The organism is Pseudomonas sp. VS40 (assembly GCF_018587885.1).
Lineage (GTDB): Bacteria > Pseudomonadota > Gammaproteobacteria > Pseudomonadales > Pseudomonadaceae > Aquipseudomonas > Aquipseudomonas pergaminensis.
The window spans coordinates 698228-711896 of sequence record NZ_JAGYWD010000002.1 but is presented as its reverse complement, the minus strand read 5'-3'; the positions used below and the strand labels follow the sequence as shown (position 1 = coordinate 711896).

Genomic DNA, 13669 nt, shown 5'->3' with positions numbered 1-13669 from the left:
TGCGCGCGATTGTTTAGGGAGTTGCACCGCACATGACTTGCTGGAATGTCCTTGGCCTGCCGCCGGATGCCGATAGCCGCACGATCAAGCGCAGCTACGCCGCGCTGCTGAAGCAAACCCGGCCGGATGATGACCCCGAAGGGTTTCAACGCCTGCGCGAAGCCTATGAGGCCGCGCTGGAGTGGCACCAGGGGTTGCAGGAAGCCGACGAGGTGGTCATTGAAACCCGGGGCAACACCCTGGGCGAGCAGTATCAGGCGGCAATGGCCAATGGCAGCGCCCTGCACTTTGAAATCCACCTGTTGTTGCGCGATATCGAGAACGATCTCAGCCCCGACGAAACCCGCTGGGCGTTTGCAACCTTCAACTGGCTGACGGCCTGGCAGCGCCTGGAACTGCCCGGCGAGTTGATCGAAAAGCTTGAGCGCAAACACCGCGCGGCATTGCAGCAACCCTTGCGCCAGGCCCTGGAGCAAAAAGACGAAGCCGCCTTCCTGGCCGCCTACGCGGCACGCACGGAGTGCCCCTGGGTGAACAATCACCCGCATGCCGAGTGGTTCAACCAATGGTTGGCGCGGCTGCTGGTGCACAGTCATTACTGGTCGAGCGCCGTCTTCGAGGCGGTGTGTACCGGCCAGAACTGGCACGGCGGTGCAGATCATGAATGCCCTGCCGGCGACTGGGCGGTGCTGTTGCGGCGCCAACAAGCACCGGCCTTCATCGCGCGCCAGCGTGTCATGGCCAGCGAGCCGCCCTTCAGCCCACAACAACGGGCCGCGCGGTTGCTGCTGGCACCCATGAGCCTGGGCCAGCGCCGCGCATTCGCCCAGCGCCTGGACGAGCACGACTGGAAAGCCTGCCAGACGCTCAGTGCCGATATCTACGCCGAGCACGTGGCCGAAGCCGAAGCCATGCCCGGCGGTACCGTGTATTTCTGGCAAGGCTGGGACACGGCCATGGACACCTGGCCGTGGATCGTCGCACTGTTCCTGAGTTGCCTGGTGGGCGTGCTGGTAAACGCCGACCCTCTGGTTGGCCAAGTAGTGCCGACCCTGGGCTACGGCATCCTTTGGGCAGTCGGCGCGGTGATCGGCGCCGGGTTGGCCTGGCAGGTCTGGCGGCCCCTGGCCCACCAGTATCGGGTGCTGGATGAGCAGCTCAGTGCCCGCCTGCCACGCGCGCTCAGCCCGACTCACTTACCGTTGCTGCCGATACGCGACCTGGTGCCTGGGCTGATCCTCGCCGCCGCGCTGGGTTATGCGTTCGGGCTCTTTGCCAGCCTGACTCTGGTGGTGGCCTTGGCCGCCATCGGCGTGGCCAAGCGACCGTTCATGGATCATCACACTCCGTGGACCACCCGCCATCCCCGCTGGAGCGCGCTGGGCATGGTGCTGTTCTTCGTCTGCGGGGTTGGGCTGTACGTCGGCTTGGTGCTGCTCGACAACCAGCACCTCGTCACCCGTAACCAGGGCCTGCAACAGTGGACCGAACGCTTGTGCAGCCGCATGCCACGCTCGGCGCCGGAATGCCAGGCCCCTGCGACCCACGCGCAGTGGTATGGCCAGGAGGCCAAGCAATGAATCCGAAATGGTTGTTTCCCATCGGCCTGGTGCTGGGCCTGGGATTGCTCGGGGTTGCCGGCGCCACCAAGCCGCTGCAACGCGTGCAGTTGTGGCTGGACCAGCGCGACAGTCCCTACACCGCCACGGCCAGTGCGCTGGCGCCGATTATTGACTGCGTGAACCGTATCGACCGGAATACTCGCCTGGCCTACTACCGCATGCAATCGCCACAGCCCGAAACGCCCAGCCAGGATAAGTTCGGCGACCGTGACGAACCTGAACCGAGGCATATCCAGGCGGCCGTCTGCTCGCAGCTGTACACGCTCAAACTGCAGCGCCAGCAGCCCGGCAGCCATTTGCTTGAGCTCGCCACGACCTATGCCGACAAGCTGAATTCATTCACATCCCTGGCGGACATGGTCGAGCCAGTGCAGATCAATGGCATGCCGCCGAACGTGCGGCAAATGGTAGCGCAAGCCATGAACAATAGCCTGAAAGGGCAATTGGACCAGCGGGGCGAAGCCTACCTGAAGGCATCCGCCGCGTTGCGCAACCTGTTGGAAGAGGAAGACATCCGTGTGCGCCCCGCCCAACTGGCACTGCTGGAATCACGGTTTGGCCGGGACCTGCATTGGCACCTGCTCAACCATATGATCGCGGCCCGCCAGGCAGTGAACCAGATCGACAAGGGCGTGCGCGACGCCAGCCTGACGCCGCAACAACTGCTCAGCCTGATCGATACGCTGCAACAGGCCAGCGACGCCAGCCAGGCCTTCCTGGTAAAAATGCCGCGCGACAAGCGCAAGGAAGAGGCCATTCACCTCTGGTACGCCACCCGCTCCTCCGCCGACGACTACCTCAAGGCATTGCGCACCCTGCACCAGGACTGGCTGGACCACGCCACGCCGCAGCGACTGAGTGACGATTACTCCCTTGTCACCCGTCGCTACGACATCCTGCTCAGCTTCTACAACCGGCCGGCGAGGAACGTGTATTAGCCGCTAGTGCTTTTTCAGCTTCAGGAACGACTGATGCAGGTCCGACGCCCAGCCATCGATCACGCCTTTCACGTCGTCGGCCTTCATCACCTGCGAGTCATTGGCCAGTGGCTTGCCGGTGCCTTTGCGCACCACCTGGGCAATCACCTTGCCACTTGAACCGTCGAGAAACTGCGCCTCGGTGCCCAGGGTGGTTTCCTGATCCCGGATGCCGGTGCCAGTGCTCACCGCCGCCGCGACCAGCGCCACCGGGACGAATTCATAGGGCTTGAGGCCTTCGGTCTTGCTGCTCACGGCGGTGATCGCCGCACGCACCACGATCACGCCAGGGCCAGGGCCGTTGGCCAGGGGCAGGGTTTTTTCCAGTTCACGCTTGAGCGCCTGGTTGTAGTAAGTGTTGATGCCGTTGAGGGTACTGTCGGGGATTTTCGTGGTGGCCTGGGGCTTGGGGTAGAACTGGGTCGGCTCGATGTACACCGCCGTGTAGCGGCTCAGGTCCAGCTTGGGATCGACCCAGCGCATCACCTCGGCACCCGAGGGGGACTTGGCTTCCCTGAGCTGGCTGTAGTCCGAGAGAAAGCCGGAGTACTCATCCGGTTGTGTGACCTTGCTGGCACAACCGGTCATGGCGATCGACGCCACGCACAGCGTACTGATCATTAGCCTTAGTTTCATCATTGAACTCCCTGGCGATCATCATCGAGACATGGAGCTGTAGGTATAGCCAATCCTGGCCAATTCGCCTTATTTCCAGCGTCTGTATGACAGACCTGCCGACCCTGTAGGCGCCGGCTTGCCGGGGATGATCATCAACGATAACGCGTACTATCAGCCACGTTCGCGTGGAATCAGGCTCTGCAACTGCGAGGCGAGGAAGTTGGCGTCGAAGCCAAAGGTGTCCGGGTCTTTCAGGCCGTTGGTTTTCTTCCACAGCCAGTCGTTTTTGTCTGCGGGCAACACCAATGACACGCTGCCATGCCGTGCAGCAGTCAAGCCGATGACCGACACGGAGATCAACCCGCCCGCCCCCATCACATCCGGTACGAATTCAACCGGTTTGCCGGTGATCTGCACGGTCAGTTTTTCGGTCTTGAAGGTCGACGCTTCCACCGGCAAGCTCGGGCCACTGGCGACATAGGCCTCGCGGCGCACCTCCAGCAACCCCACCGTCTTCACCGGCTCAAGCCATTGCTCGATCTGCCCGAACAACTCATCGAGCTTTTGCGCCCAGCGGGCGGACTGCACATCGAATTGCTGCTTTTTATGCGCTTCGCTGTCGGCGTAATGACGAAGCATCTCGCCCAATTGCTGTACATCGTCCATTGCGGAGTTCCTTGGGTGAGCCAGGTTGCGAAGCCTGATCATGGCAGATGCGCTGTCTCTGCGTATGATTAACGCCCGCACGCCTCATGCCGGTTGCCCCGCGTACAGCCCAGTGCGCTGTGGTTGCCCTGGGCACCGCCGAGGGTGACGTGGCACCACTCGCTGCCATTTTTATCGACACCCAAGATGCCGATAGGGTTGGCCGCGCGCCAGGGCGCAGCTTCTATGGGGCGACAATGCGCTTGCAGCGCAGTGCGTTGAAGATTCAGGTGGATAGGTATAAACCGGATCAGGTGGGCCAGAAGCAGCGATTTCAGGCCAAATAAACTGATCCGCAACAATGAAGTTTTTCTGAGCCTGTTTTGTTTTACCCACGCTTCCTACAGTGCCGTCACTTGGAACCGTGGGAGGACTGAGCATGAGCACCGCAACAACTGGGCAGGCCTACAACTACAAGGTCGTGCGCCAATTCGTGATCGCTACCATCGTCTGGGGCGTGGTGGGCATGGCCATGGGCGTGTGGATCGCCTCGCAACTGGTCTGGCCCGAGATGAACCTGGACCTGCCCTGGACCACCTTTGGCCGCCTGCGGCCCTTGCACACCAGCCTGGTGATCTTCGGTTTTGCCGGCAGCGCACAGTTTGCCGCCAGCTATTACGCGGTACAGCGCACTTGCCAGGTGCGGTTGTTTTCCGACCGCCTGGCTGCGTTTACCTTCTGGGGCTGGCAGTCAGTCATCCTGATCATGTTGATCAGCTTGCCGCTGGGCTACACCACCACCAAGGAGTACGCCGAGATCGAGTTCTCCGGCGCCGTGTGGATGGCGGTGGTGTGGGTGGCGTATGCCATCGTGTTTTTCACCACCGTGGTGCGGCGCAAGACCCGGCATATCTACGTGGGCAACTGGTTTTTCGGCGCGTTCATTCTGGTGATCGCCATGCTGCATGTGGTCAATCACCTGGCGATTCCGGTGGACTGGTTCAAGTCCTACCCGGTGTATTCCGGCGCGACAGATGCCATGGTGCAGTGGTGGTACGGGCATAACGCGGTAGGGTTTTTCCTGACCACAGGCTTTTTGGGGATGATGTACTACTTCGTGCCCAAACAAGTCGGACGCCCGGTGTACTCCTATCGCCTGTCCATCGTGCACTTCTGGGCGCTGATCACCCTGTACATCTGGGCTGGCCCGCACCATTTGCACTACACCGCGCTGCCGGACTGGGCGCAGTCCCTGGGCATGGCGATGTCGCTGATCCTGCTGGCGCCCAGCTGGGGCGGGATGATCAATGGCATGATGACCTTGTCCGGCGCCTGGCATAAATTGCGCACAGACCCGATCCTGCGTTTCCTGGTGTTGTCGCTGGCGTTCTACGGCATGTCGACGTTCGAGGGCCCGATGATGGCAATCAAGACGGTCAATGCCCTCTCCCACTACACCGACTGGACCATCGGCCACGTCCACGCCGGCGCACTGGGCTGGGTGGCGATGATCACTTTTGGTTCGCTGTACCACATGATCCCCAAAGTATTCGGCCGCGAGCAAATGCACAGCGTGCCGCTGATCAACCTGCACTTCTGGCTGGCGACCATCGGCACGGTACTGTACATCGCCTCGATGTGGGTCAACGGCATTACCCAGGGCCTGATGTGGCGGGCAGTCAACGATGACGGCACCCTCACCTACTCGTTTGTCGAGGCCTTGCAGGCCAGCCACCCCGGGTTTGTAGTGCGCTTTGCCGGGGGTGTGTTCTTTCTCAGCGGGATGCTGCTGATGGCCTACAACACTTGGCGTACGGTGCGGGTCGCAGACCTGAACATGGCCCAGCTTGACGCCAGGATCGCCTGAGATGTGGAGCCTGCTGATGGTGGTGTGCCTGTATGGCGCAGTGGAGTACTGCCTGCATGGCCAGTGCGACAAGAGCCTGGAGGATGCCAGCCTGATCCCCTTTGCCGATGACCCGGAAGTGGCGCGGCGCGTGGAGTTGGCGACTGGCAAGCAGGTCAACGCGGTGGCGCCGCAAGCGCCGAGGCCAGGCTGGGTCAACCAGGATATGTGAACTGCACCGGTCATTTCGCCGCTAACTGCGTATGACTAATCCACGGCTGGTGCGTAAGGTGAGGCGACTTTCCTTGTCAGGAGCTTCGCATGCGCACCATCGGCCTTATCGGCGGCATGAGCTGGGAATCCAGCGCCGAGTACTACCGCATCATCAACCAGCGCGTGCGCGACCAGCTTGGGCCGCTGCGGTCGGCGCAACTGTTGATGTACAGCGTGGATTTTGGCCCAGTGGAGCAGGCCCAGCATGCCGGTCGCTGGGACGACACCGCGCTGATCCTCGAAGATGCCGCGCGCCGCCTGCAGGCGGGGGGCGCCGAGTGCGTGGTGCTGTGTACCAACACCATGCACCTTGTGGCGCCGCGTATAGAAGCGGCGGTGTCGATTCCGTTCCTGCACATCGCGGATGCAGCCGGTGCGGCGGCCGTGGAAGCCGGCACGCTCACGGTTGGCCTGCTCGGCACCGCGTTCACCATGGAGCAGGATTTCCTCAAATCGCGCCTGGCCGCCCAGGGCCTGACCGTGCTGGTGCCCGAGGTGGACGAACGCCAGGCCGTGCACCGGATCATCTATGAGGAATTGTGTGTCGGCGTGATCAGCGCTGCGTCACGCAAGGTGTACCAAGGGGTGATCGAATCCCTGGCCGCACGCGGAGCCCAGGCGATCATCCTGGGTTGCACGGAAATCAGCCTGCTGATCAAGCCCGAACACAGCGACCTGCCGCTGCTGGACACCACCGAGCTGCATGCGCAGGCTGCGGTGGCGTTTGCCTTGCAGGACTAAGCGGACTTGCGCAGGCGGGCCATGCTCACGGTGTCGACAAACCGGCCGTCGCGCAGGGCGTAATCGCGCAATACGCCTTCGACCTCGAAGCCGAATTTACGGTACAGCGCCTGCGCCGCCTCGTTGTCGGCGTATACCGTGAGTTCTACCCGGCGCAGGTTCATCCAGTTGTCGGCCACGTCCAGCGCGGCCGACAACAGCCGCGAGCCGACGCCCTTGCCCTGCCACGCGGTCGCCACGCCCATACCGAACGAACCGACGTGGGCCTGACGCACACGCAGGTACTGTTCCAGGCCCAGCTGGCCGATCACCTCACCACCGTGCACAGCCACCAGCTGTAGCCGCCGTTCGTTGTCCTGGACCAGCCTGTTACGCCACGCCTCCACCGACTGGAAAGGCATTTGCAGCACCTGACGGCACACGGCCGGTTCGTTATAGAGCGCCGCGACCCCTTCAAGGTGAGCCTCGGTAAAGCGCTGGATCACGATAGCGGGTTCAGGTGCGTGCATTGTGTTTCATCCTTTGAAAGACAAGTGGCCCGCCAGTGTAGGGGGCGTTGTCGCCCGATGGCTAGGGGGCTGTATGGGTCGACCACAGCGCCGGCCAATCACCCGAAGCCACTCCGGTGCAGCGCGGCATCATGCGGAACTCGCTGAGCCGCAAGCGCTCGCCGTCAAATACCCAGGACCCTGTGCCGCCGCAGTCACCGATCCCACGCAGCTTATAGAAATAGCTCAGGGTGCCGGTGGCTTCGTCATACCACACTGAGCCCTGCAGCGCGGCGCCATCCAAGGGCAGCGGCTGTATGGCAAGGCTGGTTTCGTCGTAGGGCGCCTGCCGTTTACGGCTGTTGACGTCGTACTCACAGTTGTAGGCTGCACAGTCATAACGCACCACCGTTATTGCCTGTTGCGCCGTCAGCGCCCCAGCCGTTGCCTCGGGTTCTCCCTCCTCCGGCCTAACCGCCTGCAACGCAGCGGCCATCAGGCTCGCCTGCTCTTGGGTGGTCAGGGCGGGGGGTGCAACAAACTTGCGCAGTACCGGCGTCGACATACGCGGCGGCACGTCACTGGCCGCGCCCTTGCCTGTTCGGGCCAGGGCCGTCACGTTATCCACCCGCCCCTGTACCGCGTCCATCAACAGCAGCGAAGCACTCAGCCCGCTCAGCGACACATGCGCCTGCTCATCACCCGGCAACTGCAAACGTTGCCCGTTGCGCAGACGCTGCAACCAGCGACGCGCCGCAGCGTCTTCGATCACACCGTAAGACTGCACCTCGGGATCACCGCCCTGGTCGTCCAGCTCGACGTGCAGATCCCGGGTCAATTCCAGACCAAGGGGCTTACCGTCCAGCAGCAAGGTGGAAAGGTCGACGTCCTGACCTCGATGATCAAAGCGCAGACGCAAATAGCCCTCTGGCCCAGCCTGATGCCAGAGGTGCAATGTCAGCGAGCTGTAGTCCTCTTCATCCACGCCACTGGGCGCGCTGAGCGCATGACAATTGCGCAGGTTGTCGCAACCGACCACCCACTGCTTGATCTCGCGCAGCAGCGGCACGGTTTCAGCGGGCGTTTGGGCGAAGGTTGGGGCAGCGGCGCTGGTGAGTAACAGGGCCAGGAATGCAGGGCGAAGCATCGGGACTCTCCGTGTCAAAAAGGCGCGGATTGTCCCATGTTCGCGCTTGCGCGTCAGCGCTTACTGGCGATGCGCCACAGCCGCGCAATATCGGCTGCGCGTTCGCTGAGCAAACGCGGTGCTTCGCTGCACGCTTGCTCCAGGCTCATCGGCCCGGATGGCAACGCGAAAGCCGCGTCTACAGCATGGGCGTACATCTGCTCGTAACCCTCGCCCAATGTGCCGGCAATCACAATGACGGGCACCTGGTGTTGCTGGGCGATACGCGCCACGCCGAACGGGGTTTTGCCGCGCAGGGTCTGGGCGTCGAACCGGCCTTCGCCGGTGATTACCAGGTCGGCGCCACGGACGGCTTCGTCCAGGCCGACCAGTTCGGCTACCACGTCAACGCCGGCACGGAACTGCGCGCCCAGGAAAGCCTTGGCGGCGAAGCCCAGGCCGCCGGCGGCGCCGCTGCCGGGTTCGTCGCGTACATCTTTGGGCAAGACGTTAGCGCAGTGATCGGCGAAGTGGCCGAGGGCGGCGTCCAGTTGCTGGACTTGCTCGGGACTCGCGCCTTTTTGCGGGCCGAAAATCGCCGAGGCACCGTGGGGGCCGCACAGCGGGTTGTTGACGTCCGCGGCGATGTCGAAGCGCACCTGTCTCAGGCGTGGGTCGAGTTGATCAAGGTTGATATCGGCCAGGCGCGCCAGGGCCAGGCCGCCAGGTGGCAGCGGCTGGCCTTCGGCGTCGAACAGCTGCACGCCGAGCGCTTGCATCGCGCCTGCGCCGCCATCGTTGGTGGCACTGCCGCCAATCGCCAGGATGATGCGTTCAGCGCCAGCATCCAGAGCCGCGCGGATCAGTTCGCCGGTGCCATAGGTGCTGGTCTTGCACGCATCGCGCTGCCCTGGCGGTACCAACTGCAGGCCGCTCGCCTCAGCCATTTCGATGATTGCGGTGTGGCTGTCGGCCAACCAGCCCCAATGCGCTTCGACCGCTGCACCGAGCGGGCCGCGCACCGTCTGGTGACGCAACTGGCCATTGCACGCCGCAAGCACCGACTCCACCGTGCCTTCACCGCCATCCGCCATCGGGCACTGGATCAATTGTGCATCCGGCCAGACCTGGGCCAACCCGGCGGCAATGGCCTGGGCGACGCCTTCGGCGCTCAGGCTGTCCTTGAACGAGTCGGGGGCGATGATGATTTTCATGGGCTTTCTCCGGTTTTTATAACGCCCATGCTGCCAGTTGGCACCGCCGCTGACGCCGGTCCGATGCACAAGTCCGGATGAGCTTTGTTGTTCATTCCGACAAAGATTGGGGCAACAATTGCACGCCGAGGTACAACGCCAGCATGCCATCCAGGGTCAATGGGTCGACACCGCTGAGTTCGGCAATGCGCTCCATGCGGTAGCGCAGGCTGTTGCGGTGAATGCCCAGGGCATCGGCGCAGGCCTGGCTTTGCCCGTCGTGATCGCACCAACTGCGCAGCGTTGCCAGCAGTTGGCCGTTGCCGTCCTTGGCCAGCACTTTACGCAGGGGGTTGAGCAGCTCGTCGAGGGCATCGTCGTTGCGATGGCGCCAGAGCATCACTGGCAGGCGATAGCGGTTCAGGGTCAACAGCCGTGACTGCGGCAACACATCGCGGCCATAAGCAAGCAGATCGCCCACGCGGCGATAGCAACGACGCAGCCCCGCCAGCCCATCCGCCTGGCCACCGACGGCAACGCGCAGGATATTCCAACCGTTGCCTTCAAGTTTTTCCAGCAGCCGTGGGTTGTCGACCTGCACCGCCGCCGGCCGGCACCACAGCAAGGAATATTGCGCCGAGCTGACGCACCAGCTGTCCGGATAACGCGAGGTCAGCCAAGCGCTCAAGGCTTCCGCCGATTGCCCCGCGCCCAGTTCGAACAGGTACGGCGTACGCGCCATCTGCGGCTTTAGCCCCAGTTGCTGGGCCTCGTCCACCAGGCGCGGCGAATCGCCGGTTTCGGCAAGCAGCAGGGCCAGCAGGTCATCACAGCGCTGGCGTCGCCATTGCTGCTCGGCCTGTTGGTGGCGGTGACTCACCAGCATTTCGGCGGTCATGCGCACGAGTTCGGCGTAGGTGCGCAGGCCTTCCGGCTCGCCGGTAATGCCAAGCACGCCGATCAGGCGGCCGTCATGCAGCAATGGCAGGTTGATGCCTGGCTGCACGCCCTTGAGGTGCTTGGCGGTCTGGCCATCGATTTCCACTACACGGCCATTGGCGAGCACCAGTTGCGCGCCTTCATGGCGGGTGTTGATACGCTCAGGCTCGCCGCTGCCGAGTATCAGGCCCTGGCTGTCCATGACGTTGACGTTGTAGGGCAGGATCGCCATGGTGCGATCGACGATATTCTGCGCCAAGTCATGATCCAGCTCGAACATGGGGCTAATTTCCTAGAAAGCGATGGGTTGTTCATCAGCACAGCGCAATAGCTGCTTCACTGTGCGCAAGCACAAAGACAGCGGCGTGCCAGGTGGTCGAGACTCTTTGGGCGATCAACGTTACCTTCGCATCGCAAAAAATCATAATAAAGAGAGACTCCCATGTCACAGAGCGCCGCAGCCACACTGGCCACCGATGACGATAAAAACGCGATCTACAAGCGCATTACCCTGCGCCTGATCCCCTTCATTTTCATCTGCTATCTGTTCAACTACCTCGACCGGGTAAACGTTGGCTTTGCCAAGTTACAGATGCTCGATGCACTCAAATTCAGCGAAACCGTGTACGGCCTTGGTGCCGGGATCTTCTTTATCGGCTACGTGCTGTGCGGCGTGCCGAGCAACCTGGCGCTGACCAAGTTCGGTCCACGGCGCTGGATTGCGTTGATGATGATCGTCTGGGGCACGCTGTCCACCTGCCTGCTGTTCGTCACCACGCCGACGCATTTCTACACCTTGCGCCTGTTTACCGGTGCCGCCGAAGCCGGCTTCTTCCCTGGCGTGGTGCTGTACCTCTCGCAGTGGTTCCCGACGTTCCGCCGTGGGCGGATCATGGCGTTGTTCATGTCGGCCATCCCGGTGTCCGGCCTGCTGGGCAGCCCGTTTTCCGGCTGGATCCTCAACCACTTCGCGGCCGGCCAAGGCGGCCTGGCCGGTTGGCAGTGGATGTTCCTGCTGCAAGGTATCCCGACCGTGATCCTGGGCGCCCTCGCCTACTTCCTGCTCAGTGACAGCTTTGCCAATGCCAAGTGGCTCAAGCCCCACGAGCGTGCGGTCCTGGAAGCCGACCAGGCGACCGACCTGGCCAACAAGCCGAAAACCACCACCGATTCGCTCGCCGAAGTGTTCAAGAACCCGGCGATCTGGGCGTTCGGCCTGATCTACTTCTGCATCCAGAGCGGCGTGTACGCGATCAACTTCTGGCTGCCGTCGATTATCAAGAACCTGGGGTTCAGCGATAACCTGGTGATTGGCTGGCTCAGTGCGATCCCCTATCTGCTGGCAGCGGTGTTCATGTTGCTGGTGGGGCGTTCCGCCGACTTGCGCAAAGAGCGTCGCTGGCACTTGGTGGTGCCGATGTTGATGGGCGCTATCGGCCTGGTGATTGCGGTGAACTTCGCCACCACCCCGGCGATTGCAATCCTCGGCCTGACCATCGCCACCATGGGCGCACTGACCGGCCTGCCAATGTTCTGGCCGGTGCCCACCGCCATGCTCAGTGCCGGCGCGGCAGCAGGTGGCCTGGCGTTGATCAACTCCATGGGCCAAATGGCCGGCTTCCTCAGCCCGTACATCGTCGGCTTTGTGAAGGATGCCACCGGGTCCACGGATGTGGCGCTATACCTGCTGGCAGCGGTGATCGTCGCCGGTAGCGTATTGGCGCTGCGGATGACCCGTACCCTCAAGGCGTAACCTTGCCCTGTAGGCGCCGGCTTGCCGGCGATGAGTAGAGGCGTCTACACAACACTGTGGCAAACACGGTAGCCACAGTAGCCATGGTAACCGTGGTAACCACGATGCGAAGCGAGTCGCTCTTGATCTTGATGTTGCCTTTGATCTTAGGCGCCCCGTCAAACACGCTGGCCGGAATTCGACAGGGATTTGGGGGGTAAACCGGCAGGGATGCCGGTTTAGCCGCCCCGCGCCATGGATGGCGCGTGGCGGCGGCCCCCCAAATACCTGGCGGATTACGGGCACACCGAGCCTAGGCGAGGTGCCGAGTGTTGGGGCAAGAGCGTTTTGCTTACTTTTGCGCTTTTCAAAAGTGAGCCGCCGTAAGGGCGGAACCAATAGAAGCCTTTACCTAAATAACGGATATGTACCCGATCAGATCCAGCATCCAGGTCGGCTGTCAGGCCGCCTTCGCAGGCAAGCCAGCTCCCACATTTGGATCGCGGGGCAACAGATAAACAGTGGTCGTCTTTCAGGCCGTCCTCACAGGCAAGCCAGCTCCTACAGTTAGATCGAGGGGTGATAGGTAGATTGTGGTCGTCCATACGAGCGCTGGCGGGAGCAAGCTCCCTCGCCACAGGTCCAGCGCCGTACTCAGAACTGTATAGATAGCTATGCCCTGAAGGCCTACCCCTCAGCCGGCGCCGACAATTACGTCAGAGCAAACCGCCGCCGTCGATGTCAATCACGGCACCAGTCATGAAGCCATTCTCCATGGCCAGCACATACCCCGCCGCGACCTCATGCGCCTGGCCCACGCGCCCGACCGGCAATGCGCCGCCCGCCTTGGCGAACATCGCCAGGCGCTGTTCTTGCGCCAAGCCTGCATACGCCGGCGTATCGATGACCCCCGGGCTGATCACGTTGACCCGACGCGGTGCCAGCTCCTTCGCCAACTGCTTGCCCAACGCTTCAGTCGCCGCGTTGATACCCGTCTTGATGAACTGGCCCGGCGCCAATTTACGTCCCAGTTGCCCAGAGGTCAGGCTGATGCTGCCATGTTCGTCCAAAAATGGCAGCGCCAGCTGAATCGCCCGCAGCGAGCCCCAGAGCTTCACATTGAAATTTTCCTGGGCCTCGTTCAGGTCGGTCTCGACCAGCGGCTTGGCACGCACGCTGGGGCCGGAGGTGTAGACCAGATGGTCAAAGCGTCCCACGGTCTCGAACAGGCGTTGCAGAGAACCCGCATCAGTGACATCCACCGGTTCGCTGCGCAGGCCATTTTCCACGCCAGACACCAAGCGCCGCCCGGCCAATACCACCTGCGCGCCCCGCGCGGCCGCAGCCTTGGCCACGGCGGCACCGATACCACTGCTGCCGCCGATCACGATGACGGTTTTGCCGTTGAGGGAAGTAGTCATGGGGAAATTCCTGAGTGAGAAAATGAGCGTTCATCTTCACAGCTTGGC

13 protein-coding genes and 1 pseudogene are annotated in these 13669 nt (G+C 62.4%); 6 read left to right on the top strand and 8 right to left on the bottom strand.

Translation table 11 applies throughout. The features are described 5' to 3' along the window. Nucleotides 1–32: 32 nt before the first annotated feature. A complete protein-coding gene (locus KHP07_RS08340; protein WP_214496991.1) occupies nucleotides 33–1580 on the top strand; it encodes a J domain-containing protein in 1548 nt (515 codons plus the stop codon). Next, a complete protein-coding gene (locus tag KHP07_RS08335) occupies nucleotides 1577–2560 on the top strand; it encodes a DUF3829 domain-containing protein (protein WP_214496990.1) in 984 nt (327 codons plus the stop codon). Before KHP07_RS08340 ends, KHP07_RS08335 begins: the two co-directional genes overlap by 4 nt. Before the next feature lie 3 nt (nucleotides 2561–2563). Here the strand turns inward: KHP07_RS08335 and KHP07_RS08330 are convergent, their stop codons facing one another. The 3 genes and pseudogenes from KHP07_RS08330 to KHP07_RS29490 all read right to left on the bottom strand — a co-directional run. Further along, entirely contained in the window at nucleotides 2564–3235 is a 672-nt protein-coding gene (locus tag KHP07_RS08330) for a DUF3313 domain-containing protein (protein ID WP_214496989.1), read from the bottom strand. A 153-nt stretch (nucleotides 3236–3388) separates the two neighbouring features. Further along, nucleotides 3389–3883, bottom strand: coding sequence for a hypothetical protein (locus KHP07_RS08325; RefSeq protein ID WP_214496988.1), 495 nt, complete (start codon nucleotides 3881–3883; stop codon nucleotides 3389–3391). Nucleotides 3884–3990: 107 nt separating this feature from the next. Then, nucleotides 3991–4077 (bottom strand): annotated as a pseudogene (locus KHP07_RS29490) (hypothetical protein); the annotation flags it as partial. A gap of 224 nt (nucleotides 4078–4301) precedes the next feature. Between KHP07_RS29490 and ccoN the strand changes: the two are divergent. The 3 genes from ccoN (at nucleotide 4302) to KHP07_RS08310 (ending at nucleotide 6722) form a co-directional block, all read left to right on the top strand. Then, entirely contained in the window at nucleotides 4302–5729 is a 1428-nt protein-coding gene (ccoN, locus tag KHP07_RS08320; RefSeq protein WP_214496987.1) for a cytochrome-c oxidase, cbb3-type subunit I, read from the top strand. Nucleotide 5730: 1 nt separating this feature from the next. Then, nucleotides 5731–5940, top strand: a complete 210-nt coding sequence (locus KHP07_RS08315) for a CcoQ/FixQ family Cbb3-type cytochrome c oxidase assembly chaperone (RefSeq protein ID WP_099492090.1) — start codon at nucleotides 5731–5733, stop codon at nucleotides 5938–5940. 89 nt (nucleotides 5941–6029) lie between these two features. Next, nucleotides 6030–6722 carry an aspartate/glutamate racemase family protein gene (locus tag KHP07_RS08310; protein WP_100490618.1) on the top strand — a complete coding sequence of 231 codons (693 nt, stop codon included), beginning with the start codon at nucleotides 6030–6032 and terminating at the stop codon, nucleotides 6720–6722. Here the strand turns inward: KHP07_RS08310 and KHP07_RS08305 are convergent. The 4 genes from KHP07_RS08305 to KHP07_RS08290 all read right to left on the bottom strand — a co-directional run bounded on the left by KHP07_RS08305 (nucleotide 6719) and on the right by KHP07_RS08290 (nucleotide 10748). After that, nucleotides 6719–7231 (bottom strand): GNAT family N-acetyltransferase, encoded by a 513-nt coding sequence (locus KHP07_RS08305; RefSeq protein WP_099492091.1) that lies wholly within the window; start codon nucleotides 7229–7231, stop codon nucleotides 6719–6721. The genes KHP07_RS08310 and KHP07_RS08305 overlap by 4 nt on opposite strands. A gap of 61 nt (nucleotides 7232–7292) precedes the next feature. Next, nucleotides 7293–8357 (bottom strand): DUF1176 domain-containing protein, encoded by a 1065-nt coding sequence (locus KHP07_RS08300; protein ID WP_099492092.1) that lies wholly within the window; start codon nucleotides 8355–8357, stop codon nucleotides 7293–7295. Between the two features lie 53 nt (nucleotides 8358–8410). Then, nucleotides 8411–9550, bottom strand: a complete 1140-nt coding sequence (locus KHP07_RS08295) for a glycerate kinase (RefSeq protein ID WP_214496986.1) — start codon at nucleotides 9548–9550, stop codon at nucleotides 8411–8413. Between the two features lie 91 nt (nucleotides 9551–9641). After that, nucleotides 9642–10748, bottom strand: coding sequence for a sugar diacid recognition domain-containing protein (locus KHP07_RS08290; protein WP_078048520.1), 1107 nt, complete (start codon nucleotides 10746–10748; stop codon nucleotides 9642–9644). A 162-nt stretch (nucleotides 10749–10910) separates the two neighbouring features. On the opposite strand from KHP07_RS08290, the gene KHP07_RS08285 reads away from it, so the two are divergent. Continuing rightward, nucleotides 10911–12221, top strand: a complete 1311-nt coding sequence (locus KHP07_RS08285; RefSeq protein WP_078048521.1) for an MFS transporter — start codon at nucleotides 10911–10913, stop codon at nucleotides 12219–12221. 695 nt (nucleotides 12222–12916) lie between these two features. On the opposite strand, the gene KHP07_RS08280 is transcribed toward KHP07_RS08285, so the two are convergent. Next, a complete protein-coding gene (locus KHP07_RS08280; protein WP_100490616.1) occupies nucleotides 12917–13621 on the bottom strand; it encodes an SDR family oxidoreductase in 705 nt (234 codons plus the stop codon). Between the last annotated feature and the right edge of the window lie 48 nt (nucleotides 13622–13669).

Coding starts and splice junctions, on each gene's coding strand:
- KHP07_RS08300 (WP_099492092.1), bottom strand. CDS start 8,357: ATGCTTCGCCCTGCATTCCTGGCCCTGTTACTCACCAGCGCCGCTGCC.
- KHP07_RS08285 (WP_078048521.1), top strand. CDS start 10,911: ATGTCACAGAGCGCCGCAGCCACACTGGCCACCGATGACGATAAAAAC.
- KHP07_RS08290 (WP_078048520.1), bottom strand. CDS start 10,748: ATGTTCGAGCTGGATCATGACTTGGCGCAGAATATCGTCGATCGCACC.
- KHP07_RS08315 (WP_099492090.1), top strand. CDS start 5,731: ATGTGGAGCCTGCTGATGGTGGTGTGCCTGTATGGCGCAGTGGAGTAC.
- KHP07_RS08295 (WP_214496986.1), bottom strand. CDS start 9,550: ATGAAAATCATCATCGCCCCCGACTCGTTCAAGGACAGCCTGAGCGCC.
- KHP07_RS08330 (WP_214496989.1), bottom strand. CDS start 3,235: ATGAAACTAAGGCTAATGATCAGTACGCTGTGCGTGGCGTCGATCGCC.
- KHP07_RS08325 (WP_214496988.1), bottom strand. CDS start 3,883: ATGGACGATGTACAGCAATTGGGCGAGATGCTTCGTCATTACGCCGAC.
- KHP07_RS08310 (WP_100490618.1), top strand. CDS start 6,030: ATGCGCACCATCGGCCTTATCGGCGGCATGAGCTGGGAATCCAGCGCC.
- KHP07_RS08280 (WP_100490616.1), bottom strand. CDS start 13,621: ATGACTACTTCCCTCAACGGCAAAACCGTCATCGTGATCGGCGGCAGC.
- KHP07_RS08305 (WP_099492091.1), bottom strand. CDS start 7,231: ATGCACGCACCTGAACCCGCTATCGTGATCCAGCGCTTTACCGAGGCT.
- KHP07_RS08340 (WP_214496991.1), top strand. CDS start 33: ATGACTTGCTGGAATGTCCTTGGCCTGCCGCCGGATGCCGATAGCCGC.
- KHP07_RS08335 (WP_214496990.1), top strand. CDS start 1,577: ATGAATCCGAAATGGTTGTTTCCCATCGGCCTGGTGCTGGGCCTGGGA.
- ccoN (WP_214496987.1), top strand. CDS start 4,302: ATGAGCACCGCAACAACTGGGCAGGCCTACAACTACAAGGTCGTGCGC.